20 protein-coding genes are annotated in these 23966 nt (G+C 74.9%); 11 read left to right on the top strand and 9 right to left on the bottom strand.

Annotated elements, in window-relative coordinates; all coding sequences use genetic code 11:
• The first annotated feature begins 96 nt into the window (after positions 1–96).
• The 4 genes from ABIE39_RS13260 to ABIE39_RS13245 all read left to right on the top strand — a co-directional run bounded on the left by ABIE39_RS13260 (position 97) and on the right by ABIE39_RS13245 (position 4237).
• Positions 97–1503 carry a polysaccharide deacetylase family protein gene (locus ABIE39_RS13260; RefSeq protein WP_175008002.1) on the top strand — a complete coding sequence of 469 codons (1407 nt, stop codon included), beginning with the start codon at positions 97–99 and terminating at the stop codon, positions 1501–1503.
• 94 nt (positions 1504–1597) lie between these two features.
• Entirely contained in the window at positions 1598–2926 is a 1329-nt protein-coding gene (gene xseA, locus ABIE39_RS13255; RefSeq protein ID WP_428978474.1) for an exodeoxyribonuclease VII large subunit, read from the top strand.
• 58 nt (positions 2927–2984) lie between these two features.
• Entirely contained in the window at positions 2985–3278 is a 294-nt protein-coding gene (locus ABIE39_RS13250) for an exodeoxyribonuclease VII small subunit (RefSeq protein ID WP_209827316.1), read from the top strand.
• On the top strand, positions 3275–4237 hold the full coding sequence (locus ABIE39_RS13245; protein ID WP_354052105.1) for a carbohydrate kinase family protein: 963 nt from the start codon (positions 3275–3277) through the stop codon (positions 4235–4237). The genes ABIE39_RS13250 and ABIE39_RS13245 overlap by 4 nt, the downstream gene beginning before the upstream one ends.
• A gap of 84 nt (positions 4238–4321) precedes the next feature.
• Here the strand turns inward: ABIE39_RS13245 and ABIE39_RS13240 are convergent, their stop codons facing one another.
• The 4 genes from ABIE39_RS13240 to ABIE39_RS13225 form a co-directional block, all read right to left on the bottom strand.
• Positions 4322–5575, bottom strand: a complete 1254-nt coding sequence (locus ABIE39_RS13240; protein WP_074809206.1) for an ABC transporter ATP-binding protein — start codon at positions 5573–5575, stop codon at positions 4322–4324.
• 91 nt (positions 5576–5666) lie between these two features.
• Complete coding sequence (locus tag ABIE39_RS13235; RefSeq protein ID WP_163184630.1) at positions 5667–6518, bottom strand: carbohydrate ABC transporter permease; 852 nt, start codon at positions 6516–6518, stop codon at positions 5667–5669.
• Complete coding sequence (locus ABIE39_RS13230) at positions 6518–7564, bottom strand: ABC transporter permease subunit (RefSeq protein ID WP_175007998.1); 1047 nt, start codon at positions 7562–7564, stop codon at positions 6518–6520. The genes ABIE39_RS13235 and ABIE39_RS13230 overlap by 1 nt, the downstream gene beginning before the upstream one ends.
• Positions 7561–8853 carry an extracellular solute-binding protein gene (locus ABIE39_RS13225; RefSeq protein ID WP_175007997.1) on the bottom strand — a complete coding sequence of 431 codons (1293 nt, stop codon included), beginning with the start codon at positions 8851–8853 and terminating at the stop codon, positions 7561–7563. Before ABIE39_RS13225 ends, ABIE39_RS13230 begins: the two co-directional genes overlap by 4 nt.
• A 130-nt stretch (positions 8854–8983) precedes the next feature.
• On the opposite strand from ABIE39_RS13225, the gene ABIE39_RS13220 reads away from it, so the two are divergent.
• Positions 8984–9661, top strand: coding sequence for a carbonic anhydrase (locus tag ABIE39_RS13220; protein WP_175007996.1), 678 nt, complete (start codon positions 8984–8986; stop codon positions 9659–9661).
• Positions 9662–9804: 143 nt separating this feature from the next.
• Entirely contained in the window at positions 9805–11250 is a 1446-nt protein-coding gene (locus ABIE39_RS13215) for an aspartate ammonia-lyase (RefSeq protein WP_175007995.1), read from the top strand.
• 82 nt (positions 11251–11332) lie between these two features.
• Here the strand turns inward: ABIE39_RS13215 and ABIE39_RS13210 are convergent, their stop codons facing one another.
• Entirely contained in the window at positions 11333–11821 is a 489-nt protein-coding gene (locus ABIE39_RS13210) for a MarR family transcriptional regulator (RefSeq protein WP_175007994.1), read from the bottom strand.
• Positions 11822–11896: 75 nt separating this feature from the next.
• Here ABIE39_RS13210 and ABIE39_RS13205 point away from each other — a divergent pair, with 75 nt between their 5' ends.
• A complete protein-coding gene (locus ABIE39_RS13205; RefSeq protein ID WP_354052101.1) occupies positions 11897–13240 on the top strand; it encodes an FUSC family protein in 1344 nt (447 codons plus the stop codon).
• A 59-nt stretch (positions 13241–13299) separates the two neighbouring features.
• On the opposite strand, the gene phoH2 is transcribed toward ABIE39_RS13205, so the two are convergent.
• The 3 genes from phoH2 to ABIE39_RS13190 form a co-directional block, all read right to left on the bottom strand.
• Entirely contained in the window at positions 13300–14676 is a 1377-nt protein-coding gene (gene phoH2 / locus ABIE39_RS13200; RefSeq protein ID WP_354052099.1) for an RNA 5'-3' helicase PhoH2, read from the bottom strand.
• 337 nt (positions 14677–15013) lie between these two features.
• Positions 15014–16522 carry a DHA2 family efflux MFS transporter permease subunit gene (locus ABIE39_RS13195; protein ID WP_502914869.1) on the bottom strand — a complete coding sequence of 503 codons (1509 nt, stop codon included), beginning with the start codon at positions 16520–16522 and terminating at the stop codon, positions 15014–15016.
• 128 nt (positions 16523–16650) lie between these two features.
• Positions 16651–17271 (bottom strand): PadR family transcriptional regulator, encoded by a 621-nt coding sequence (locus ABIE39_RS13190; protein WP_209827312.1) that lies wholly within the window; start codon positions 17269–17271, stop codon positions 16651–16653.
• Between the two features lie 200 nt (positions 17272–17471).
• Between ABIE39_RS13190 and ABIE39_RS13185 the strand changes: the two genes are divergently transcribed.
• The 3 genes from ABIE39_RS13185 (at position 17472) to nhaA (ending at position 20967) form a co-directional block, all read left to right on the top strand.
• Positions 17472–18926 carry an amidase gene (locus tag ABIE39_RS13185; RefSeq protein WP_354052097.1) on the top strand — a complete coding sequence of 485 codons (1455 nt, stop codon included), beginning with the start codon at positions 17472–17474 and terminating at the stop codon, positions 18924–18926.
• Positions 18893–19477, top strand: a complete 585-nt coding sequence (locus tag ABIE39_RS13180; RefSeq protein ID WP_209827310.1) for a DUF1697 domain-containing protein — start codon at positions 18893–18895, stop codon at positions 19475–19477. The genes ABIE39_RS13185 and ABIE39_RS13180 overlap by 34 nt, the downstream gene beginning before the upstream one ends.
• Before the next feature lie 173 nt (positions 19478–19650).
• Positions 19651–20967, top strand: a complete 1317-nt coding sequence (gene nhaA / locus ABIE39_RS13175) for a Na+/H+ antiporter NhaA (protein WP_209827309.1) — start codon at positions 19651–19653, stop codon at positions 20965–20967.
• Positions 20968–20987: 20 nt separating this feature from the next.
• Here the strand turns inward: nhaA and ABIE39_RS13170 are convergent, their stop codons facing one another.
• Complete coding sequence (locus tag ABIE39_RS13170) at positions 20988–22481, bottom strand: extracellular catalytic domain type 1 short-chain-length polyhydroxyalkanoate depolymerase (RefSeq protein ID WP_209827308.1); 1494 nt, start codon at positions 22479–22481, stop codon at positions 20988–20990.
• Between the two features lie 272 nt (positions 22482–22753).
• Here ABIE39_RS13170 and ABIE39_RS13165 point away from each other — a divergent pair, with 272 nt between their 5' ends.
• Complete coding sequence (locus ABIE39_RS13165; RefSeq protein WP_175007987.1) at positions 22754–23965, top strand: ABC transporter substrate-binding protein; 1212 nt, start codon at positions 22754–22756, stop codon at positions 23963–23965.
• Position 23966: the final 1 nt, after the last annotated feature.

The raw sequence follows: 23966 nt of genomic DNA, 5'->3' as shown, positions 1-23966 counted from the left end.
AGACCCTCCGCAGGCGCCGCGCGCGGTCTGCGTGGTCGGCCGCACGCCGGGCGCGCCGGGTCGACGTCCGTGCCGCCGCCCCGCAAGATCGAGGGCATGAGCGACGACCCGGGCGGCACGACGTCACCCGACCCCGACGCGCCCCGACGGCGCCGCCGGGTGTGGTGGTGGCTCGTCCCGCTGCTGCTCGTCGTCGTCGCGGCGGCCGTGGTGGTCGTCGGGACGCTGGAGCACCGCGCCTGGGTCGCCGCGGTCGAGCGCTACGACGCCGACGTCGCGCGCGTGACGCAGGACGCGGCGGACGGCCGTGCGCAGGCCGAGGCCGCGTACCTCACGCGGCTCGTCCGGACGAGCGCCGCCGAGGTGGCGGGCGCGGCGCTGCTCGCCGCGAGCGAGGGCCAGGTGGACGACCCGGCAGTGCGCGAGCCCCTGGCCGCGGCGCTCCAGGAGGCCACCGCGCTCCGTACGACCCCGGTGGCCTACCCGGAGGAGGACCGCACCGTGGACGCGCTGTCCCGCCCGAACCCCTTGCACCCGGGCTCGCGCCCCGCCGTCCACGTCGAGGTCGTGACGGGCTCCGAGCCCACGGCGGACGCCCTGGACGAGGCCGCCACCGCCGTCGTCGAGGCGGCGGAGCCCGTCGCGACCGCGCAGCGGCAGTGGGCGTACGACGGCCTCGACGCGGCGGCGGCCGAGGGTCGGCCCGTCCTCACGGAGTCGGCCGGGCTCGTCACGGACGAGGGCACGCGCACGACGCTCGACGGGCTGCTGGCGCAGGCGACGACGACGCTCGACGCCGGCCCGGGCGGCGCCCCGGTCGCCGAGACCGTGGCGCTGCGCGACGCGGTGCTCGCGGCGACGGAGGCCGTCTGGTCGGACCGGCTGGCGCTCCAGCTCGCCCAGCGGCGCGACCAGGCGCGGGCGACGGGAGTGGACTGCGCGGTCGAGCGGTGCGTGGCGCTCACGTTCGACGACGGCCCGGGGCCCGACACCGAGCGGCTCCTGCAGGTGCTCGCGGAGAAGCACGTCTCGGCGACGTTCTTCCTCGTCGGGAGCAACGTCGAGCAGCGGCCCGACGTCGTGCGCGACACGGCGGCCGCCGGCCACCTGCTCGCGAACCACACCTGGGACCACCCGCAGCTCACGACCCTCGACGACGACGCCGTCCGCGACGAGCTCACGCGCACCCAGGAGGCGATCGAGAGCGCCGCGGGGATCACCCCGACGCTCCTGCGGCCCCCGTACGGCGACGTGGACGACCGCGTGCGGTCGGTCGCGCTCCGCTCCGGGCTCCAGGTGGTGCTGTGGAACCTGGACACGCTCGACTGGAAGACGCGCGACGCCGCGGAGACCCGTCGCCGCGCGGTGGAGGGCGCGCGTCCGGGCAGCGTGGTGCTCATGCACGACATCCACGCCTCGACCGTCGACGCCGTGCCCGGGATCGTCGACGACCTGCGCGCGCAGGGCTACCGGCTCGTCACCGTCGACCTGCTCGCGCCCTGACCGCTCGGCCGGCGCGCTCGTCGGCGTGCTCGGCGGCGTGCTCGGCATCGCGGCGCGTTGGGTGGGCGTGGGTGGGGTGCGGCAGGCTGGTCCCGTGACCGCCTCCCTCCCGCTGCCCGACGACGCCCCCCGCCCGGGTGCCGCGTCCGCCGGTCCGGCGGCGCGCGGCCCCCTCCCGGCGCGCGCGCTCGAGACGAGCGCGGAGCACCCGTGGCCGGTCCGGCTCCTGTCGCGCAAGATCGAGCAGTACGTCGAGCGGATGGCGCCGGTCTGGGTCGAGGGCCAGGTGGTCCAGCTCAACCGGCGCCCGGGCACGTCGACGGCGTTCCTCACGCTGCGCGACACGGACCTCGACATGTCGCTCCCGGTGTCGGCGGCGTCCCGCGTGCTGCAGGGCACGCCGGTGGAGGAGGGCGCGCACGTCGTCGTGCACGCGAAGCCGGTGTTCTGGACGCGGCGCGGCACGCTCCAGCTCCAGGCGCGCGAGATCCGCCCCGTCGGGGTGGGCGAGCTGCTCGCGCGGATCGAGCACCTCAAGCGCGTGCTCGCGGCGGAGGGCCTGTTCGACGCCGACCGCAAGCGGCCCCTGCCGTTCCTCCCGGCCGTCGTGGGGCTGGTGTGCGGGCGCGAGTCCAAGGCGGAGCACGACGTGGTGGTCAACGCTCGCGCCCGCTGGCCCCAGGTCCGGTTCGAGATCCGCGAGGTGGCCGTCCAGGGCGCGCACGCGGTGCAGCAGGTGGGCGACGCGATCCGCGCGCTCGACGCGGACCCGGAGGTGGAGGTCATCGTCGTCGCGCGCGGCGGGGGCGCCGTCGAGGACCTCCTGCCCTTCTCGAACGAGGCGCTCGTGCGCGTCGCGGCGGCGTGCCGCACGCCCCTCGTGAGCGCGATCGGCCACGAGACCGACTGCCCGCTCCTCGACCTGGTCGCGGACTACCGCGCCTCCACCCCGACGGCAGCGGCCAAGCGGGTGGTGCCCGACGTGACGGAGGAGCGCGCCCGCGTGGCGCAGGGCCGTCAGCGCCTGCGCAGCGCGATCGCGGGGCGCGTGTCCCGCGAGCAGGCGGGGCTCGACGCGCTGCGGTCCCGGCCCGTGCTCGCCGACCCCGGGCGGATGCTCACGGACCGGCAGGAGCGGGTCGGCGCCCTGCGGGACCGGGCACGCCGGGCGCTCGACGCGCGGCTCGTGCGCGCGGCGGGCGAGGTGGGCCGGCTCGAGGCCCAGGTGCGGGCCCTGTCCCCGGCCTCGACGCTCGAGCGGGGGTACGCCGTCGTGCAGCGGGCGGACGGGCACGTGGTCCGCTCCCCCGCCGACGTCGCGACGGGCGACGTGGTGCGCGTGCGACTCGCGCACGGCGCGCTGGACGCGGCGGTCACCGGCACGCACGACGACGGACCCGCTCCTGGCCGGGAGGCGTCGTGACGCGCCCGCGCCGGTTCCCGACCGCCCGCCGGACGACCGGTCGGGCCATGACGCACAGATGGGGTTGAATACTGCCGTGACTTCCTTTGACAACGCTGTCACGCCCGACGTGTCGACGCTCTCCTACGAGCAGGCGCGCGACGAGCTCGTGCAGGTCGTCGCCCGGCTCGAGGCCGGGGGCGAACCGCTCGAGGACTCGCTCGCGCTCTGGGAGCGGGGCGAGGAGCTCGCCGCGCGCTGCCAGGAGTGGCTCGACGGCGCACGCGCCCGCCTCGACGCGGCGCGCGCGCAGGACGAGGCGCCGGCACGCGGCACGACCGACCCCGACGACCCGACCGGAGACGACGCATGAGCACCAGCACGGCCCCCGCCCACCCCGCCGCCGCGGCGCCCACCGAGCACGTCCTCGTCGTCGGCGAGGCGCTCGTCGACGTCGTGCACCGCGCGGACGGCAGCGTCGCGGAGCACCCCGGGGGCAGCCTCGCGAACGTCGCGCTCACGCTCGGGCGCCTCGGTCGCGACGCCCGGCTCGCCACGTGGCTCGGGCAGGACGCGCGCGGCGAGGCGGTACGGGCGTGGCTCGACGACTCCGCCGTGACCCTCACGGCCGGCAGCACCGACGCCCCCACGACGAGCGTCGCCACCGCGCACCTCGACGCGCACGGGGCGGCCACGTACGAGTTCGACCTGGAGTGGCGCGTCCCGGCGGGCACGGCTCCCGACGCCGGCACGCTCGCCGTCCACACGGGCTCCATCGCCGCCGTGCTGGAGCCCGGCGCGTCCGACGTCCGAGCGCTCGTCGCCGCGGCGCGCGACACCGCGACGATCACCTACGACCCCAACGCCCGGCCCGCTCTCATGGGCGACCCCGCCGACGCGCGCACCCGCATCGAGGCGCTCGTCGCGCTCGCCGACGTCGTCAAGGTGAGCGACGAGGACGTGGCGTGGCTCGTGCCGGGCGCGGACCCGGTCGCGGTCGCGCGCGAGTGGCTCGCCCTGGGCCCGGCGCTCGTCGTCGTGACGTTCGGCGGCGAGGGAGCGGTCGCCGTCACCGCGACGGGCGAGCAGCGCGTGACGGCCCCGCGCGTCGAGGTCGTCGACACCGTCGGCGCGGGCGACTCGTTCATGGGTGCGCTCCTCGACGGGCTGTGGGACGCCGGCCTGCTCGGCGCGGACCGGCGCGAGGCGCTGCGCGCGATCGACGCCGCGGTGCTCGCGGACGTGCTGCGCCGCTGCGTCGCGGTCGCCGCCGTCACCGTCTCGCGCGCCGGGGCCAACCCGCCGCGACGCGCGGAGCTCACCTCCGCCTGAGCCGGCGCACCGTGCGGAGGCCCGTCCACGAGCCCGGACACGGCTCGGCCGCCCGGGCGACTGCCCGGGCGGCCGAGACCCGTGTCAGACCTGCGCGTCCTGCTTCTGCGCCCGCTCGAGCGACCGCTTGCGGTCCTCGACGTTCTCCTGCTCGATGCGCTCGGCCTCCGCGTCGTCGCGCGTGAGGTTCTCGCTCGTCTCCGGGTCGAAGATCATCATCTTCGTCGGGTCGAACCACAGATCGGTCACGTCGCCGTCGCGCGCCCGCGAGGCCGAGTCGAGCGCCACGACGAACTGCGTGCGCACGCCCTCGCCGTCGAGCTCGCGGTCCAGCTCGTCGAGCTGGCCCTTCACGGACTCGTGCATCTCGAACGGGACGTAGGCGTAGAGCTCCGCGCCGAGCCACTCGGTGACGTCGATCTGCGCCTCGAACGTGTGGCCCCGGTCCTTCTTCGCCGGGTCGACGAGCCGCGCGTCCTCGAAGTGCTCGGGCCGCAGGCCGACGATCACCAGGCCGCGGTCTCCGACGGCCGTCGCGATGCTCTCCGGCATGTCGAACTCGCCGAAGGGCAGCGTGATCTTCCCGCCCGAGACCTCGCCCGGCAGGAAGTTCATGGGCGGCGTGCCGATGAACCCCGCGACGAACAGGTTGACCGGCTGCTCGTAGAGGCCGCGCGGGCTCGCGACCTGCTGGAGCACGCCGCGGCGCAGGACGGCGACGCGGTCGCCGAGGGTCATCGCCTCGGTCTGGTCGTGCGTGACGTAGACGGTCGTCGTGCCGAGGCGGCGCTGGAGGCGCGCGATCTCGGTGCGGGTCTGGCCGCGCAGCTTGGCGTCGAGGTTCGACAGCGGCTCGTCGAAGAGGAACGCCTTCGCGTCGCGCACGATCGCCCGGCCCATCGCGACGCGCTGCCGCTGGCCGCCCGAGAGGTTCGCCGGCTTGCGGTCGAGGTGCTCGCGCAGGTCGAGCATGTCGGCCGCGCGCTCGACCTTCCCCCGGATCTCCTCCTCGCTGTGCTTGCCCTTCGCGAGGCGCAGCGGGAACGCGATGTTCTCCGCGACCGTGAGGTGCGGGTACAGCGCGTAGTTCTGGAACACCATCGCGAGGTCGCGCTCGCGCGGCGCCTTCTCGTTGACGCGCACGCCGTCGATCTCGAGCTCGCCCGCCGTGATGTCCTCGAGCCCGACGATCATGCGCAGGACGGTCGACTTCCCCGAACCCGACGGCCCGACGAGGATGACGAACTCGCCGTCCGCGATGTCGAGGTTCACGTTGTCCACGGCGAGGAACCCGTCGCCGTAGCGCTTGACGATGTCCTTGAGGGTGATCGACGCCATCAGCTCTCTCCTCGGGTGCGGCGTGCGGCACGGTGCCCGGCGGACCGGGAGGGCGTGCGGTGGTGGACGGGGCGGGCCGGGGACGCGGTGCTCATCCCTTCACCGCCCCCTGGGTCAGGCCCGAGACGATCTGGCGCTGGAACAGGACGACGAGGATGACGACGGGGATAGTCACGACGACGGCGGCCGCGGAGATCGCCCCCGTCGGCTCCTCGAAGTACGACGCGCCGGTGAAGAACGCGAGCGCCGCCGGGACCGGTCGGGCCGCGCTCGTCGACGTGAGCGAGATGCCGTAGACGAAGTCGTTCCACGCGATGAAGAACGCGATGAGCGCGGTGGTGAACACGCCCGGCGCGGCGAGCGGGACGATCGCCTTGCGGAACGCCTGCCACGGCGTCGCGCCGTCGACCTGCGCGGCCTGCTCGAGCTCCCACGGGATCTGGCGGAAGAACGCCGCGAGCGTCCAGATGGAGATCGGGAGGGTGAGCGACAGGTACGGGATGATCAGGCCGAGCCAGGTGTCGTAGAGGCCGATGTTGCGCCAGAGGTTGAACAGCGGCGTGACGATCGACACGACGGGGAAGATCGAGACGCCGAGCGCCGTCGTGAGGATGAGGCGCTTGCCCGGGAAGTCGAGGCGGGCGATCGCGTACGCGCACAGCGTGGCGAGCACGACCGCGATGACCGTCGCGATGAGCGAGATGCCGATCGAGTTGCGCAGCGCGGACAGGAACAGCTCCTGCGCGGAGCCGCCGGACGCGAGGATCTGCTCGTAGTTGTCGGTGCTCCACTGCGGCGGCAGGAACGTCCCGGAGTTGATGTCGCTGGGCCCCTTGAAGCTCGTCATGAAGATCGACAGCACGGGGAACAGCGCGCCGACGAGCACGACGACCGTGATGACGGCCCACCAGATCTTGGCCTTGGTGCTGAGGACGCTGCCCATCACTTCTCCCCCCTCGCGCCGGCGAGATCCACCTTGAAGAGCTTGATCGCGATGAAGCAGATGAGCACGACGCACAGGAACAGCAGGACCGAGATCGCGGAGCCCATGCCGATCTGGAGCTGGCCGATCGAGGTGCGGTAGGCCAGCAGGGACAGCACCTCGGTGCCGTTCGCGCCGTTCGTCATGATGAAGACGTTGTCGAAGATCCGGAACGCGTCGAGCGCGCGGAACAGGACGGCCACCATGATCGCGGCCTTCATGTTCGGCACGATGACGCGCGCGAACCGCTGCCAGGCGGTCGCGCCGTCGACCTTCGCGGCCTCCTCCAGGTCGCCCGGCACCTGCGCCAGGCCCGCGAGGAGCAGGAGCGAGATGAACGGCGTCGTCTTCCAGACCTCGGACGCGATGATGACGAACAGGCTCGTGCCCTGCTGCGCGAACCAGTTGAGGTCGGGCCCGACGCCGGGCACCCAGTCGAACCAGTGGTTGACGTACCCGGACGTGATGTCGAACGCGTAGAACCAGGCGAACGCCGAGACGACCGTGATGATGCCGTAGGGCACGAGGATCGCGGTGCGCAGGAGCCCGCGCAGGCGCTTGATCGCGCGGTGCATGACGAGCGCGAGCGCGAACCCGAGGATCAGCTCGATGACGACCGTGACGACCGTGATGAAGAGCGTCACCCCGAGGTCCCGCCACCACACGGAGTCCGTGAGGATCACGACGTAGTTGTTGAGCCCGACGAACGCCCGGTCGTCGGGCGCGGTGAGCTTGTAGTTGAAGAGCGAGTCGTAGACGGCCTGCAGGATCGGGTACAGCGTCACGGCGAGCATGACGACGAACGCCGGCCCGGCGAGGTACCAGCCGAGGCGGGCCTCGGCCCGGGAGCGGTCGCTGCGCGCGGCCTTCGCCGCGGCGTCCGGCGTGCCGCGGGTCCCCGACCGGGAGGCGGCCCCGCCGCGCGGCGGGTCGGCCTCGGTCGTGGCCGACGGCGTGGTGGCGTGCCGGCCGCGGGGCGCGGGCTCGGTAGGAGGTCCGGCGTTCACAGGAGTCGCTCCCCTCGCAGGACGGCGGTGATGAACTCGGTGGACTCCTGCGGCGTCGTGTCGGGGTCGACCGACGCGGGCGGGTACCACGTCTGCTGGAGGCCCGTGGAGACCTCGTTGTAGAACGGCGTCTGCGGTCGCGGCGCCGCCTGGTCGAGCGAGTCGCGGATGACGTCGTACATGGGGAACGCCTTCTGGACGTCCGGGTCGTCGTAGGCCTTGATGCTCGCGGCCGGGTTGCCGTTGGTGACGAAGTACTCGGCCTGGTTCTCGGGGCTCACGATGCACTGCGCGGCCTCGTACGCGAGGTCGGTGTGCTTGCCGAACGCCCCGATCCCGAGCGAGATGCCGCCGTAGGGGGGCCGGGCGTCCTCGCCCTCCGTCGTGCGCGGGTACAGCGCCCAGCCGATGTCGTCGAGGAGCGCCTGGTCGAGCGAGCCGGCCTCCACGGCGCCCTGGGTGGACGACCAGACGAACGGCCAGTTCACCATGAACGACCCGCGGTCGCCCTGGAACTTGGTGAGCGACGCGGGCTCGTCCTCGCTCGGCAGGCCCGGTCCGCCGACGCCCGACGTGCCGATGCCGCCGATGATCGCCGCCGCGGCCTTGCCCGCGTCCGTGTCGAGACCGAGCTTGACCTCGTCCGCCGGGGCCTCGGGGTTGTCGATGATGTGGCCGCCCGCGCCCTCGACGAGCGCGTTGATCCACACGGTGAGCGACTCGGCCTTGGCGCCCTGGACGGCCAGGAGCTTGTCCTGGTCCTGGGCCGCCTGCATGATCTGCTCCCACGTGACGGGCTGGGACATGTCGAGCCCCGCTGCCTCGGCCACGGACTTGCGGTACCAGAGGAGCTGCGTGTTGGCCCAGAACGGGATGGCGACCAGCTCGTCCTTCCACGTCGAGGCGTCGATCGCGCCCTGCACCACGTCCTGCGTCGTCGCCTGCGCGACGTCGTCGGGCACGGGGGCCAGGAAGTCGGCCTCGGCGAACTCGGCGATGAAGACCGGGTCGAGGCTCATGATGTCGATCGACGAGTCCTTCGCCGCGAGGCGGCGGGCGAGCTGCTCGCGCTGCGACGCGGCGTCGCGCGGCAGCAGCTCGGTCGTGATGCGGTACGCGCCCCCGGCGGCCTCGGTGCAGGCCGCCGCGATGTCGGCCTGGCCCCCGTTGTCCGGGTTGATGTACCACGTGAGCTCCGGCGTCCCGTCGTCGCCCGGGCCGCACGCGGCGAGCGGCGCCACGAGCCCCGCGGCGACCAGGACGGCGAGCGCTCGGGTGCGTCGGCGCACGTCGGCTCCCCTCGGTCGCGGCTTCCCCGAGTACCGGGGGTGTCACCCTCCATGGATACCGCCCCCCGGCCGGGCCCGCCATGCGAACGGGCACGTCGGGCACGCCCCGGCCTGCGCGATGATGGGAGCCATGACCTCTCCCGCCCCCGCACAGCCGGTCCGCTCGCTCACCCCCGCCGAGGCGTGGGCGACGCTGCGGACCGGGAACGACCGCTTCGTCGCCGACGCCCCCCTGCACCCGTCGCAGGGCGCGGACCGACGACGAGAGACGTCGGCCGCGCAGCACCCGCACACGGTCCTGTTCGGCTGCTCCGACTCCCGCGTCGCGGCGGAGATCATCTTCGACCAGGGTCTCGGGGACATGTTCGTCGTCCGGACGGCGGGGCACGTCGTGGACACGACGGTGCTCGGCTCGATCGAGTACGGCGTCGAGGTGCTGTCCGCTCCGCTCGTCGTGGTGCTCGGGCACGACTCGTGCGGCGCCGTGGGCGCGGCGGTCGAGACCCTCACGACGGGTGCGCAGGCGGACGGGTTCGTCCGGGCCGTCGTCGACCGCGTCATCCCGTCCGTGGCGAAGATCACCGGCGCCGGGAACGGCACCCTGGAGAACCTCGACCCCGCCGTGCTGCGGCGCGAGCACGTGCGCAACACGGTCGACATGCTGCACTCCTACTCGGCCGGCCTCGCCGCGGCCGTCGCCGAGGGCCGCTGCGCGATCGTCGGCGTCGAGTACGACTTCGCCGAGGGCCGCGCGCACCTGGTCGACGTCGTGGGCGACGTCGGCGAGCAGCCCCGCGCCGACGACTGAGGCCCGGCCCGGACCGCCCCGGCGGTCCCGCACGGTCGGCTCGGGGCGGCACCCCACGACCTGCCCGCGCCCCTGACCGCAGCCCGCGTGACCTCGCCCACGCGGGTTGCGGGCGCCCGCGCGCGGTGCGGCAGGATGGCCCCATGACTGCATCTCCCGAGGCTCCCGGCGCCGCCGCCGGCGCGGCCGCACCGACGACCGAGTACCGCATCGAGCACGACACCATGGGTGAGGTGCGCGTGCCCGCGCAGGCCCTCTACCGCGCGCAGACGCAGCGCGCGGTGGAGAACTTCCCCATCTCGGGCACCCCGCTCGAGCGCGGCCACATCGAGGCGCTCGCCCGCGTGAAGAAGGCCGCGGCCCGCGCGAACGCGGAGCTCGGCGTGCTCGACGAGGACGTCGCGGCTGCCATCGTCGCCGCGGCCGACGAGGTCGCGTCGGGCGCGCACGACGCGCACTTCCCGGTGGACGTCTACCAGACGGGTTCCGGGACGTCGTCGAACATGAACACGAACGAGGTCCTCGCGACGCTCGCGACGCGCTCGCTCGGGCGCGACGTGCACCCGAACGACCACGTCAACGCGTCGCAGTCGTCGAACGACGTGTTCCCCACGTCGGTCCACGTCGCCGCGACGGCCGGGGTCGTGCGCGACCTCGTGCCCGCGCTGGGCCACCTCGCCGAGGCCCTCGAGGCGAAGTCCGCCGAGTTCGCGACGGTCGTGAAGTCGGGCCGCACGCACCTCATGGACGCCACGCCCGTGACGCTCGGCCAGGAGTTCGGCGGGTACGCCGCCGCGGTCCGCTACGGCATCGAGCGGCTGGAGTCGGCGCTGCCCCGCGCCGCGGAGGTCCCGCTCGGCGGCACCGCCGTCGGCACCGGCATCAACACGCCCGCCGGGTTCCCCCAGCGCGTCATCGCGCTGCTCGTGGAGGACACGGGCCTGCCCCTCACCGAGGCGCGCGACCACTTCGAGGCGCAGTCCTCGCGCGACGGCCTCGTCGAGCTCTCGGGCGCGCTGCGCACGATCGCCGTCTCGCTCACCAAGATCTGCAACGACCTGCGCTGGATGGGCTCGGGCCCGAACACCGGCCTCGGCGAGATCTTCATCCCGGACCTGCAGCCGGGCAGCTCGATCATGCCGGGCAAGGTCAACCCCGTCGTGCCCGAGGCCGTGCTCATGGTCGCCGCGCGCGTGATCGGCAACGACGCGACCGTCGCCTGGGCCGGCGCGTCGGGCTCGTTCGAGCTCAACGTGCAGATCCCCGTGATCGCGCAGGGCGTCCTCGAGTCGATCCGGCTCCTCGCGAACGCGTCGCGCGTCCTCGCGGACAAGACCGTCGCGGGCATCACGGCCAACGTCGAGCGGGCCCTCGCGCTGGCCGAGTCGTCGCCGTCGATCGTCACGCCGCTCAACCGCGTCATCGGCTACGAGGCGGCGGCGAAGGTCGCGAAGCACTCCGTCAAGGAGGGCCTCACGGTCCGCCAGGCCGTGATCGACCTGGGCTTCGTCGAGCGCGGCGAGGTCACCGAGGCGCAGCTCGACGAGGCGCTCGACGTCCTGTCGATGACGCGCCCGCCGCAGGCCTGAGCGACCCTCCGGGGGCCGGGCGGAGCGGGGACGACCCGCTCTGCCCGGCCTTCGTCGTCCCCGGCGTCGCGTGGGGCGGACGTCAGTAGTCGACGGGGTCGAGGCGGCGCAGGACGACGGCGAGCAGGCGCGCGAGCTCCGCGCGCTCGGCCTCGTCGAGGTCGGCCAGCGCGGCGCGCTCGCGGTCGAGCTGCTGCGGGAAGACCTCGTCGACGAGCGCGGTCCCCGCGTCCGTCAGTGCGACGAGGACGCCGCGCCGGTCGCGCTCCGCGACGGTGCGCTCCACGAGGCCGGCGCGCTCGAGCCGGTCGAGGCGCTTGGTGATCGAGGCGCCGGGGGCGCCGGTCATCGTGGTGACCTCGCCCGCACGCAACGGCCGCCCGGCGCGACGCAGCGCCGCGAGCACGTCGAACTCCGCGCGCGAGACGTCGTGCCGCGCCGCGGAGCGCTCCAGCGCCGCCTCGAGCAGCGCGGCGACGCGCCGCAGCCGGGCACCGACCGCCGACGTCGCGGTGTCGAGGTCCGGCCGCTGCTCAGCCCACTCCGCGCGCACGCGGTCGACGTAGTCCACGGACCCAGGATAGGGCGAGCCTCACAGTCTTTCACTGGTGAAACATCTAGGAATCACCGGTAGGCTGGTCCGTCGATGCCCCTCTCCTCCCCCGCCCGCCCGGCGCTCGCGCCCGTGCGCGCCGCCGCCCAGGACGTCCTCGACCCCGCCCACCTCCGCGCCGCCCTGCGCGTGAGCCCCGCCGACGCGACGGTCGCCGCCGCGCTGCGCTGCGGCGCCGCGGTCGCGCTCGCGATCGCCGTCCCGGGCCTCCTCGGGCGTCCCGACCTCGCAGCGTTCGCGTCGCTCGGCGCGCTCACGTCGCTCTACGGCCGGTACGACCCGTACCGGCGCCGGGCCGCGCTCCTCGCCACCGTCGGCACCCTCATGACCGGCACGATCGCGGCGTTCACGCTCCTCGCCGCGGCGGGCACGCCCGCGCTCCTCACGACCGCCGCCGTCGCGCTCCTCGCCGCGGGGGCCACGGCCTTCTGCCTCCTCGTCCGCACGGGCCCGCCCGGGGCGACGATCATCGTCTTCGCCGCGGGCGCGGGCCTCGCGGGCGCACCGACGCTCGCCGACGTCGGTCCGCGCGCGCTCGCGGCCGCGTGCGGCGCGCTCCTCGCGTTGCTCGTGTGCACGGCCGGCGTGCTCGTCCGCCCGACGGCGCCCGCACGCCTCGCGGTCCGCCGCGCCGCCGACGCCGTGCGCGCCGCGGAACGACCCGGGGCGGCCCCGCGCGCCGCGGCCGCGGCCCGGGGCGCCGTCGCGCGGGCGCGCGACGTCCTCGCGGACGACGCGTCCTGGTGGCGGACCCGGGCCGCGGTCCCCGCGCTCGCCGCGGAGCTCGACGCGGTCGAGCGGGCGCTCGACGCGACCGGCGTGCCGCGCGGCGACACCGTCCCGGCGGTCCGGACGACCCTGCGCGCCCAGGCGCGGTCCCGGGCCGCAGGGCCCTGGCGACTCCCGACGGCGCGCGTCGGCGCCGCAGGCCTCGTCGCCGGTGCGGTCGCCGCCGTCGCGGGCCTCGGGCACGCCGCGTGGGCGACCATGGGCTCGACCGCGGTGCTCCAGGGCGAGTCGGCGCGCCACGCCGTCGTGCGGGCGCTGCAGCGCGGAGCCGGCACCGTGGCCGGCGCGCTCCTCGCCTGGCCGCTGCTCGCCGCGCCGCTCGGCTTCTGGGGGACGGCCGCCGTCGTCGTCGTGCTCCAGACCGTCACCGAGACGATCGTGAGCCGCCACTACGGGCTCGCGATGCTCACCATCACGCCCATGGCGCTGCTCATGACGTCCCTCGCGCACCCCGCCGACCCGTCCGCGCTCGCGCTCGACCGCGCGCTCGACACGGTCCTGGGCGCCGTCGTCGGCGTCCTCGCGGTGCTCCTCGTCCACCCGCGGACCCGCCTCCGCGCGAGCGAGACCCCCGGTCCGCCGAGGTAGAGGCCTGGCACCGCGAGGTAGAGGCCTGGTCATGACCAGGCCTCTACCTCGGCGGCGGGTCAGACCTCGATCGACTCCAGCATCTCCGTGACGAGCGCCGCCACGGGCGAGCGCTCGGAGCGCGTGAGCGTGACGTGCGCGAACAGCGGGTGGCCCTTGAGCGCCTCGATGACCGCGGCGACGCCGTCGTGCCGGCCCACGCGCAGGTTGTCGCGCTGCGCGACGTCGTGCGTGAGGACGACGCGCGACGACTGCCCGATGCGGGACAGCACCGTGAGCAGGACGTTGCGCTCGAGCGACTGCGCCTCGTCGACGATGACGAACGCGTCGTGCAGCGAGCGCCCGCGGATGTGCGTGAGCGGGAGCACCTCGAGCATCTCGCGGTCGATCACCTCGTCGAGCACCTGCGGCGAGACGAGCGCCCCGAGGGTGTCGTAGACGGCCTGCGCCCACGGGTTCATCTTCTCGGCCTCGGAGCCGGGCAGGTAGCCGAGCTCCTGGCCGCCGACGGCGTAGAGCGGCCGGAACACCATGACCTTGCGGTGCTGCCGACGCTCCATGACGGCCTCCAGCCCGGCGCACAGCGCGAGCGCCGACTTGCCCGTCCCCGCCCGCCCACCGAGCGAGACGATCCCGACGCTCTCGTCGAGCAGCAGGTCGATCGCGACGCGCTGCTCCGCGGAGCGCCCGTGCAGCCCGAACACCTCCCGGTCGCCCCGCACGAGCTGGACGTGCTTGTCCGCGGTGACGCGCCCGAGGGCGGACCCTCGCGGCGAGTGCACGACGAGACCGGTGTGGCAGTGCAGGGGGCCGGCCGCCTCCACGACCTCCGGGTCCAGGCTCGTCAGCTCGACCGACTCGTGCTCCCAGAGCGCCGCCGCCTCCGCGTCGGTGAACGAGATCTCGCCCATCCCCGTCCAGCCCGTGTCCACGGCGAGCTCGTGCCGGTACTCCTCGGCGCGCAGGCCCACGGCCGACGCCTTGACCCGCATCGGCAGGTCCTTGGACACCACCGTGACGTCGTGGCCCTCCGCCGCGAGGTTCGCGGCGACCGAGAGGATGCGGGTGTCGTTGTCGCCCAGCCGGAACCCGGCCGGCAGCACGGCCGGGTCGGTGTGGTTGAGCTCCACGCGCAGCGTCCCGCCGACGTCGCCGACCGGGATCGGGGCGTCGAGCCGGCCGTGCCTGACCCGCAGGTCGTCGAGCATGCGCAGCGCGCTGCGCGCGAAGTACCCGAGCTCGGCGTGGTGGCGCTTGGCCTCCAGCTCGGTGATGACGACGACCGGCAGGACGACGTCGTGCTCCGCGAACCGCCCGATCGCGCGCGGGTCGCTCAGCAGGACCGAGGTGTCGACGACGAACGTGCGGCGCGCGCCGTCCGGTGCGTCGTCCTGCGGTGTGGGTGAGGTACCGGGGGTGGGTGAGGAATGGACCACGAGGGCTCCCCTCCGGCGCACGCGCGCCGTTCTCTCTCTGGGCGAGGCGGGCGACCGGCCGTCGGGCCGTGGGTGACACGGCTCAGCAGCGCCGGTGCCGGCCCTCCTGAGCGGAGCGTGAACCCCATCGGCTGGCCTCCCGGAGGACGACGAAGGTGCCGTCCGTCTCCTCGAAACTACGCCCGTGTGATTCCGGTCACCACCCCCGACACGCCTTCGCGCGAGGTTTAACCCACCGTTCACGCGGAGGCTGCACCCCGGGCACGCGAGATCGACCCGAGCGCCCGAGACCGGCCCTCCGGGGGCCGACGTCGTGGCGGTCGGGTCGATCTCGGGGTCAGTGCTCGACGTGCTTCGGAGCCATCGCGATCGCGGCGACGAAGCCGAGCACGAGCACGACGGCCGTGACCGCGAGCGTCTGCCCGACGGCGGTCGCGAAGCCCTGGTGGAACGCGGTGGTCGCGGCGTCGGTGACCTGGCGCGCGACGTCGTCGGGCACCCCCGGCGGGAGGTCGAACGAGCCGCCCTGGCCACCCTGGAGCGACCCGGCGTTCGAGAACCCGTCGACGAACTGCTGGCGGAGCTGCTCGGGCAGCGACGCGGCGGCGTCGCGCGCGGCCGCGGGGAGCGTCACGGCGAGGCGCGCGGTGAGCGTCGCGACGATCGCCGCCGACCCGATCACGCCACCCACCTGGCGCGTCGTGTTGAACGCGCCCGCGCCGGCGCCCGCGGTGCGATGGTCGAGGCCCGACGTCGCGAGGTTCGCGAGCGGCGAGAAGACGCACCCCGTGCCGACGCCGAACAGCGTCATGGGGAGCACGATCGTCACGACCGACACGCCCGGCCCGACGACCGCCGCGAGCCACCCGATCGCGACCGCGAGGACGCCGAACCCGGTCGCGACGACCCACTTCGCGGGCACGCGGTCGGAGAGGCGTCCCGCGAGGGGCGCGACGATGCCCGAGACGAGGGACCCCGGGAGGTTGACGAGCGCGGCGTGCAGCGGCGAGAGGCCGAGGATCGACTGCAGGAAGATCGTCAGCGGGAAGAAGATGCCGATCATCGCGAACGACACGGACATGCCCGCGACGTTCGCGAGCGAGAAGTTGCGCGAGCGGAACAGGCGCAGCGGCAGGAGGGCGTCGTCGCCGAGACGGCGCTGCCACAGCACGAACGCGGCCAGAACGAGCAGCCCGACGCCGATCACGCCCCACACGGTGACCGGGCCGGTGATCGTGCCCCAGTCGTACGTCTGGCCCTCCTGGAGCCCGAAGACGACCGCGAAGAGCCCGACGACGGACAGCACGACGCCGACCACGTCGAACGAGCGCTTGTTCGTCGCGAGCCGCGGCAGCCGCACCAGCGCGAGCCAGAGCGCGACGACCCCGACCGGGACGTTGACGAAGAAGATCCACTCCCAGCCCCACGACTCGACGAACAGACCGCCGAGCAGCGGGCCGGCGATCGTCGCGACGCCCGCCGTCGCGCCCCACAGGCCCATGGCCGCGCCGCGCTGCCGCGGCGGGAAGACGCGCGTGATCATGGCCATGGTCTGCGGCGTCATGAGCGCCGCGCCGACGCCCTGGACCACGCGGGCGGCGATGAGCATCCCGATCGAGCCCGACAGCCCGCACCACGCGGACGCGAGCGTGAACACCGCCAGGCCGACGACGAACACCGGCCTGGGCCCGTACCGGTCGCCCAGGCGACCCGCGAGCAGGAGCAGCACCGCGTAGGAGAGCAGGTAGGCGCTGTTGACCCAGCCGACCGCGACCAGCGACGCGTCGAGCTCGCGCTGGAGCGTGGGGACCGCGATGTTCACGATCGTGGTGTCCACCATGATCATGAAGAAGCCGAGGATCAGCGGCGGCAGGATGCTCCAGGCGCTGCGGCCGTGGAGGTCGACGAGGGGCACGACGCGCGAGCCGGCCTCGGCGGGTGCCGGGGCCGGGCCGGTGCCCGGGGCGGGAGTGGTCACGAGGACTCCTGAGGTGGGGTCGTGCGGGAGTGGCGGAACGCGGGCCCGGGCTCCTCGGTCCAGCTCAGCGCGCCGGACGTGACGTCCGCGACGGTCGCGTCGAGCCAGGCGATCTCGGCCCGGGTCTGGTGGAGCTCGAAGTGGGCGTCGAGCAGGTAGCGGCGGGGCAGGCCGCGCGCGACCACGTCGTCGAGGCGCTCGCGCACCCCGTCGATCGCGGCCGCGAGCGCCGCGCGACGCTCGCGGAGCAGCGCGAGGGCGTCCTCGCGCGGGAGGTCGTGCACGAGCGCGAGCCCGACCGGGAAGGCGGGGTACTCGCGTGGCGTCTCGCGGACGAGGTCGCGCGTGCGGGCGTCGTGCGCCGCCACGCCCGCCGGGGTGATCGCGTAGAGGGTGCGCTCGGGGCGGTTGCCGTCCCGGTCGACGCCCGCGCGCTCGACGAGGCCGTCGCGCTCGAGGCGGTCCACCGCGTGGTAGACGGCGCCCGGGTTGAGCCGCACGAGGCGGTCGTCGCGCCGCTTGCGCAGGCGCACGAGCATCTCGTACGGGTGCATGGGCTGCTCGAGCAGCACGGCGAGCACGAGGGTCGCCGTGGGGCTGAGGCGCGGGGAGGTCACGGTGGTCTCCGGGACGGGACGGCGGGCCGGCGGGTGGGGAGCCACGCCCGGCTGGAATATTCCGGTTGGAATATACGCCTGCGCTCGGCCGGTGTCGACCGCCAGGGCTACGCACAGGCGGAGGTCGCGCGCGGGGTCGCGCAGGCGGGTTCCGCCGACGGGGTCGCGCCGGCGCGGCGGCGCGCGTAGGTTCACGAGCCATGAGCGCCCCCGAGCTCCTGGACCTCGACGCGACCGCGCTCGCCGGAGCACTGCGCGCCGGCGACGTCTCCCCCGTCGAGGTGCTCGACGCGACGCTCGACGCCGCCGCCGGTGTCGGCGCGGACGTCGGCGCCTTCACCGTGCTCACCCCGGACCTCGCGCGCACGCAGGCCCTCGCCGCGCAGGACGCGCTCGTGGCGGCGCGGCGCGACGGCCGCGCCGGTCCCCACGACGACCTCCCGCCGTTCCTCGGCGTCCCCTGCCCGGTCAAGGACCTCACGATGGTCGAGGGCGTGCCGATGCGCGCCGGCTCGGCCGCGATCGACCCGTTCCTGCCGCCGTCCGACGACGGCGTCGTGACGCTCCTGCGCCGCGCGGGCACGGTCATGGTCGGCAAGACGTCGACCCCGGAGCTGGGCCTCCCCTGCTACACCGAGCCCGACGTCGGACCGACCGCCCGCACCCCGTGGGACCTCGCACGGTCAGCGGGCGGGTCGAGCGGGGGCGCGGCCGCCGCGGTCGCGGCGCGCGTCGTGCCCGTCGCGCACGGGAGCGACGGCGGCGGCTCGCTGCGCATCCCCGCGAGCGCGTGCGGGCTCGTCGGGCTCAAGCCGTCGCGCGGGCTCGTGAGCCCGGGCCCGTACGGGGTCGACGGCGCGGGCCTCGCCACGCACGGCGTGCTCACCCGGTCGGTCCGCGACACCGCGGCGTTCCTCGACGTGCTCGCGCGCCCCTGGCCCGGCGACACGTTCACCGCGCGCCTCGGCGCCGCACCGGAGGGGCGGCGGCTCCGCGTCGGGCTGCTGCTGGAGCCCGTGATCGCCGCCGGCGCCCCCGTGCACCCCGCGTGCGCCGACGCCGCCCGGGCCGCGGCGGAGCTCCTCGTCCGGCTCGGGCACGACGTCGTGGAGATCCCGCCCCCGTTCGGGGCCGAGCGCTGGGACGCGTTCGCGGCGCTGTGGTCCGTCGGCGCGCTCCAGGCGCCCGTCCCGCCGGAGCGCGAGCACCTGCTCGTGCCGCTCACGCGGTGGCTGCGCGAGCGCGGGCGCGCGGTGAGCGGGCTCGCGTACGCGACGGCGCTCGCCGGGGTGCAGCAGCTCACGCGCGAGGTCGCCGCCGCGTGGTCGGGGGTCGACGTCGTGCTCTCCCCCACGCTCGCGCAGCCGCCCGCGCTCGTCGGCAGCCAGCGGGACGACGACGACCCGGCCGCCGACTTCGCCGCGCAGACGGCGTTCACGCCCTGGACGAGCGTCTGGAACCTCACGGGGCGGCCCGCGGTCTCCCTCCCCCTCGGCGAGGCGCGCGTCACGGACCCCGACGGGTCGACCGCGACCGTCCCCGTCGGGGTGATGCTCGGCGCGGAACACGGCGACGACGCCCTGCTGCTGGCCCTCGCGGCGCGCCTCGAGGAGGCCGCGCCGTGGTCCCAGCGCCGCCCGGGGGCCCCGTCGTGACGGCGTACGTGTGCCTGCTCTTCGCCGTGAACGTGGGCGGGCGGAAGGTCCCGTCGACCGCGCTGCGCGACCTCGCGGGCGAACTCGGGCTCGCGCACGCCCGCACGGTCGTGAACAGCGGGAACCTCGTCGTCGGGCCGGGGTCGTCCGGCGCGGCGTCGCCCGTGGACGTCGCGCGCCTCCTGCACGACGGCGTCGCCGACCGCTTCGGCGTCGACGCGGCCGTCGCGGTGCTCACCACCGAGCGCCTCCGCAAGATCGTGCGCGGCAACCCGCTGCCCGACGACGCGGAGGAGCGTCCGGCCGGGCTGCTGGTCCACGTGGGCGAGGAGCCCGTCGACCCGGACGCGGCCGGCGCGCTCGGGCCGCGGCTGACGACCGAGCGCGCCGCCGTCGCGAACGGCGTCCTCTACGTCGCCTACCCCGACGGCGTCGGGCGGTCGAGGCTGACGACGGCCGCCCTCACGAAGGCGGCCGGGACCCCGGTGACCGGTCGGAACTGGAACACCGTCACCCGGCTGCTCGACCTCGCCGAGGACACCCCGTCCTGACGCGCGCGGCGCGACGACCACCGGGAGACTGGACCGCGAGCCGGACACGTCGACCGCGAGGGGGCGTCGCCCTCGCGCGACGCCCCGTAGAATCGTGGGCGGTGTGCCGGGAAGTCTGGTCGGCCACGGTCCGCGACGCGGCCGTGCGACACGACAGCGACCCCGGGAGCACGATGACCCACGCCGCCCTGCCCTCCGGCCCTCCGGCCACCCCGCGCGCCACGCCGCCCTCCCCGGGCGAGCGCCTGCGCCGCTGGGTCGGCCGCGAGACGACCGGCGGCGCCCTCCTCATCGGTGCCGCGCTGCTCGCGCTGGTCTGGGCCAACTCGCCCTGGCGCGAGTCCTACCTCACGCTGTCGAGCACCGTCGTCGGCCCGTCCTCGCCGCTCCACCTCGACCTGACGCTGTCGACGTGGGCCGCCGACGGCCTGCTCGCGATCTTCTTCTTCGTGGTCGGCGTCGAGCTCAAGCAGGAGTTCGTCGCGGGCAGCCTGCGCAACCCGAAGCAGGCGGGCGTCCCGGTGCTCGCGGCGATGGGCGGCATGGCGGTGCCGGCCCTGATCTTCGTCGCCGTGCTGCTGACCACGGGCGACCCGGGCGCCCTGCACGGGTGGGCGATCCCCACGGCGACGGACATCGCGTTCGCGCTCGGCGTGCTCGCCGTGTTCGGCCGCGGGCTCCCCGTCGCGATCCGCACGTTCCTGCTCACGCTCGCGGTCGTCGACGACCTGCTCGCGATCGTCGTCATCGCGATCTTCTACACCGCGGACCTGCGATGGGGCTACCTCGGCCTCGCGCTGCTCGCCGTCGCGCTCTACGCGGTCCTCGTGCGCGCGCGGCGCACCCGCTGGTGGCTCCTGCTGCCCGTCGCGGTGGTCGCGTGGGCGCTCATGCACGAGTCCGGTGTGCACGCGACGATCGCCGGCGTCCTGCTCGGCTTCACCGTCCCCGCGCTCGCGGTGCACGGGGAGCGCGAGTCCCGCACGCAGCGCTTCGAGCACACGATCCGCCCGGTGTCGCAGGGCGTCGCGCTGCCGGTGTTCGCGTTCTTCGCGGCCGGCGTCTCGATCGTGGGCGGCGAGACGCCCGTCGGGGAGGTGCTGACGCAGCCCGTCGTGCTCGCCATCGTCCTCGGCCTCGTCGTCGGCAAGCTCGTGGGCGTGCTCGGGGTCACGGCGCTCGTCACGCGCTTCACGCCACTGCGGCTCGCGGCCGGCATCGGCGTGCGCGACCTCCTGCCGGTCGGGTTCCTCGCGGGCATCGGCTTCACCGTCTCGCTCCTCATCGCCGAGCTGTCGTTCCCCGACGCCGAGCACACCGACGGCGCGAAGATCGCGATCCTCGCGGCGTCCACGATCGCCGCGGTGCTGGCCGCGCTCGCGCTGCGCTGGGACGCCCGCCGGGCCCGCTCGAACGACATGAACCGTGACGACCTCCCGGACGACGTCACCGACTTCATCGGTGACCCGAAGGACCGCCTGGAGCACTAGCCCGAGCGGGCCCGCCCTGCTCAGCAGGCGGCGGCGACCTCGAACCGGCCGGGCGCGGCCTCGCGCAGCGTCGTGACCGTCGCGTCGCCCTGCCCGAGGTACGCGAGCGAGCCCACCGCGTAGTACGGGTTGTAGGGGTGCACGCCGTAGGAGATCGCGCGCCCCGCGGCCCGGTGCTGCGCGTTCGTCGCGGTGCCGCACCACGGCCCGGTCGGCGCCTGGACCGTCACCGTGACCTGCGCCGTCGACGCGTTCCCCGCCGCGTCGACCGCGCGGGCCGTGAGCACGTGGGAGCCGGGCGCGAGCGCCGTCGTGCCCCAGTCGAACCCGTACGGGGCGGTGCGCAGCGTCGCGAGCGCCGCGCCGTCGGCGCTCAGCTCGACGCGGTCGACCGCGCGGTCGTCGGACGCCGCGACCGCCACGCGGACCGTCCCGGAGACGGCGGCACCTGCGGCGGGCGCGGTGATCGCGACCGTCGGCGCCGTGACGTCCGGGTCGGGGCCCGGGCCCGGGTCGCGGTCGACGCGCCGGTTGTGCGCGAACAGGAAGTCGGTGAGGTAGGCCGGGTAGTCGATGCTGTTCGCCGAGACGTAGGACCCGCCGGGGCCGCCGCCCGCGGGCCACGCGTGGGCGAGCCCGGTGTTCTGGACCAGCGAGACGCGCGGGCCCGCGGCGTCGGACCACAGCGACCCGGTGCCCGCCCGGTTCGTGCCCGCGAGCCCGGCGAGCGAGAACGACGACGTGGCCCCGGCCCCGTAGAGGTCGGCCATGACCTGGGCGTTGAGCGTCCCGTACCCGGTCGCGACGGTCGTGTCGGCGCTGCCGTGGACGACGGACGTCACCTGGGTCGCGAGGTCCGCGGTGCGCGACCCGGCGAAGGTCCGGCACGTGGAGCGGGCCTGGGCGAGCGTCGTCGCCACGCTCCCGATCTGGCCCGACGTCGTCCCGACCGTCGGCCCCGCCGCGATCCCCACGCCCGCGAACACGTCGGGCGCGAGGCAGCCCATGACCATCGCCTGGCCGCCGCCGGACGACAGGCCGCTGACGTAGACCTGGTCCGGGTCGATGCCGAGCGACGTGTCCGCCAGCAGCGTCGAGACGAGGTCGAGCAGGTTGTCGTCGTGCCGGGCGGGGTTCGTGCGGCTGTGGTTCGTGTCGTAGTAGTCCCAGCAGCCGAGCAGGACGCCGCCGTTCGGCGCGGCGGGGACCGCGACGACCATGCCGTGCTCGTCGGCGGTCGCGGTCCAGTTCCCGCCGGTCTTGAGCACCTGCGACGTCTGGACGCACCCGTGCAGGGAGACCATGAGCGCCCGCCCGCCGGGGAGCGCGGGCGCCGTCGACGGGCGGTAGAGCTCGACCGTCATGCCGCCGGCGGTGCGCTGGGACCACGACCCGGCGGCCGTCGCCGGCGCCGTGACGAGCGGGGCGAGCACGACGGCGAGCGCCGCGCCGAGCGCGAGCGCGACGGCGCTCCGGCGGGCGCGGGCGCGCTGTCTGAGGGAGTGCCTGACCATCTGAACCTCCACGTCGAGGTCGGGTCGCCGTCGGCGCTTCACGCGCCGTGGCGCGCACCGTCGCGCGCCGGACCCGGGCGGACCGGACGCTACGTGTGACCTGAATCACCTGTCAACTGTCTCCGAGGCCCGAGCAGCGTGCTGCCACCGCCGACCGCGCGGGAGCGGGTTGACACCGCGCCGTCCGGGGATCCATGATTCCCGCAACCTGAATCGCCTCTCATGTTTGAGCGGCGCTCCCCCCTCAGGACCACCCAACGAAGGGCGAAGTCATGCGGACGAAGAAGTCCCAGCGGCCGGCGCTCGCCGTCGCCGCGCTCGCGGCCGCGAGCCTCGCGCTCGCCGCCTGCGCGCCGACCGACGCGAGCGGCGGCAGCACCGGAGGCGAGAGCAGCACGAGCGCCGACCCGGTCGACGTCGGCATCATCTACTCCAAGACCGGGCCGCTCGCGGCCTACGGGGAGGCCTACTACGAGGGCTTCCAGGCCGGTCTCGCCTACGCGACCGACGGCACGGGCGAGGTCGACGGCCGACCGGTCAACGTGACGTTCCACGACGACGGCGGCGACCCGGACAAGGCCGTCGGCCAGGCCAAGGACCTCATCGGCAAGGGCTACCAGATCCTCGGCGGCACGGTCGTGTCCGGCGTGGCGCTCAAGCTCGCCGAGCAGGCCGAGCAGAACAAGGTGCTCTACATCTCCGGGCCGGCCGCGGTCGACGCGCTCACGGGCATCAACGACTACACGTTCCGCTCGGGGCGCCAGTCGCTCCAGGACGTGGCGACCGCCGGCACGTTCGTGGACCCGGACGGTGCGAAGGTCGTCGTGTTCGCCCAGGACAACGCGTTCGGCCAGGGGAACCTCGCCGCGGTCGAGGCCGTCCTCGGCGCGCAGGGCGCCGAGGTGACGAGCGTGCTCGTGCCGGAGGACGCGACGGAGTTCACGCCGTTCGCGCACCAGATCGTCGACGCCGCGCCCGACCTCGTGTTCGTCGCGTGGGCCGGGGCGACGTCGGGCGCCATGTGGCAGGGCCTCGACCAGCAGGGCGTCCTCGACGCGACCACGGTCGTCACCGGGCTCGGCGACGTCGCGACCTACGGCGCGTACGGCGCCGCGGCGAGCAAGGTCGACTTCCTCAACCACTACTTCCCCGGCGCCGCGGGCACCGAGGTCGAGGCCGCGATGCTCGCGTCCGTCGAGGAGGCCGGGAAGCAGGCGGACCTCTTCACGCCCGACGGCTTCGTCGCCGCGCAGATGATCGTCCACGCGATCGAGGAGGGCGGCGACGACGTCGACGCGATGGTCGACGCGCTCGAGGGCTGGAGCTTCGACGGCCCCAAGGGCACGACCACGGTCCGCGCGTCCGACCACGCGCTGGTCCAGCCGATGTACCAGGTGAAGCTCGTGCCCGAGGGCGACGGCTGGGTGCCCGAGCTCGTCGCCGAGGTGCCGGGCGACGACGTCGCGCCGGCCGAGGCGGGCTGAC

The organism is Cellulosimicrobium sp. 4261 (assembly GCF_040546915.1).
GTDB classification, from domain to species: Bacteria; Actinomycetota; Actinomycetes; order Actinomycetales; family Cellulomonadaceae; genus Cellulosimicrobium; species Cellulosimicrobium cinnabarinum.
The sequence above is the reverse complement of the archived record's forward strand: the minus strand, read 5'-3'. Positions and strand labels throughout refer to the sequence as shown.

Bases quoted from the DNA above. Each gene is read 5' to 3' on its own strand.
- ABIE39_RS13260 (WP_175008002.1), top strand. From the start codon at position 97: ATGAGCGACGACCCGGGCGGCACGACGTCACCCGACCCCGACGCGCCC.
- ABIE39_RS13250 (WP_209827316.1), top strand. From the start codon at position 2,985: ATGGGGTTGAATACTGCCGTGACTTCCTTTGACAACGCTGTCACGCCC.
- ABIE39_RS13245 (WP_354052105.1), top strand. From the start codon at position 3,275: ATGAGCACCAGCACGGCCCCCGCCCACCCCGCCGCCGCGGCGCCCACC.
- ABIE39_RS13240 (WP_074809206.1), bottom strand. From the start codon at position 5,575: ATGGCGTCGATCACCCTCAAGGACATCGTCAAGCGCTACGGCGACGGG.
- ABIE39_RS13235 (WP_163184630.1), bottom strand. From the start codon at position 6,518: ATGGGCAGCGTCCTCAGCACCAAGGCCAAGATCTGGTGGGCCGTCATC.
- ABIE39_RS13220 (WP_175007996.1), top strand. From the start codon at position 8,984: ATGACCTCTCCCGCCCCCGCACAGCCGGTCCGCTCGCTCACCCCCGCC.
- ABIE39_RS13215 (WP_175007995.1), top strand. From the start codon at position 9,805: ATGACTGCATCTCCCGAGGCTCCCGGCGCCGCCGCCGGCGCGGCCGCA.
- ABIE39_RS13205 (WP_354052101.1), top strand. From the start codon at position 11,897: ATGCCCCTCTCCTCCCCCGCCCGCCCGGCGCTCGCGCCCGTGCGCGCC.
- ABIE39_RS13195 (WP_502914869.1), bottom strand. From the start codon at position 16,522: ATGATCATGGTGGACACCACGATCGTGAACATCGCGGTCCCCACGCTC.
- ABIE39_RS13185 (WP_354052097.1), top strand. From the start codon at position 17,472: ATGAGCGCCCCCGAGCTCCTGGACCTCGACGCGACCGCGCTCGCCGGA.
- nhaA (WP_209827309.1), top strand. From the start codon at position 19,651: ATGACCCACGCCGCCCTGCCCTCCGGCCCTCCGGCCACCCCGCGCGCC.
- ABIE39_RS13170 (WP_209827308.1), bottom strand. From the start codon at position 22,481: ATGGTCAGGCACTCCCTCAGACAGCGCGCCCGCGCCCGCCGGAGCGCC.
- ABIE39_RS13165 (WP_175007987.1), top strand. From the start codon at position 22,754: ATGCGGACGAAGAAGTCCCAGCGGCCGGCGCTCGCCGTCGCCGCGCTC.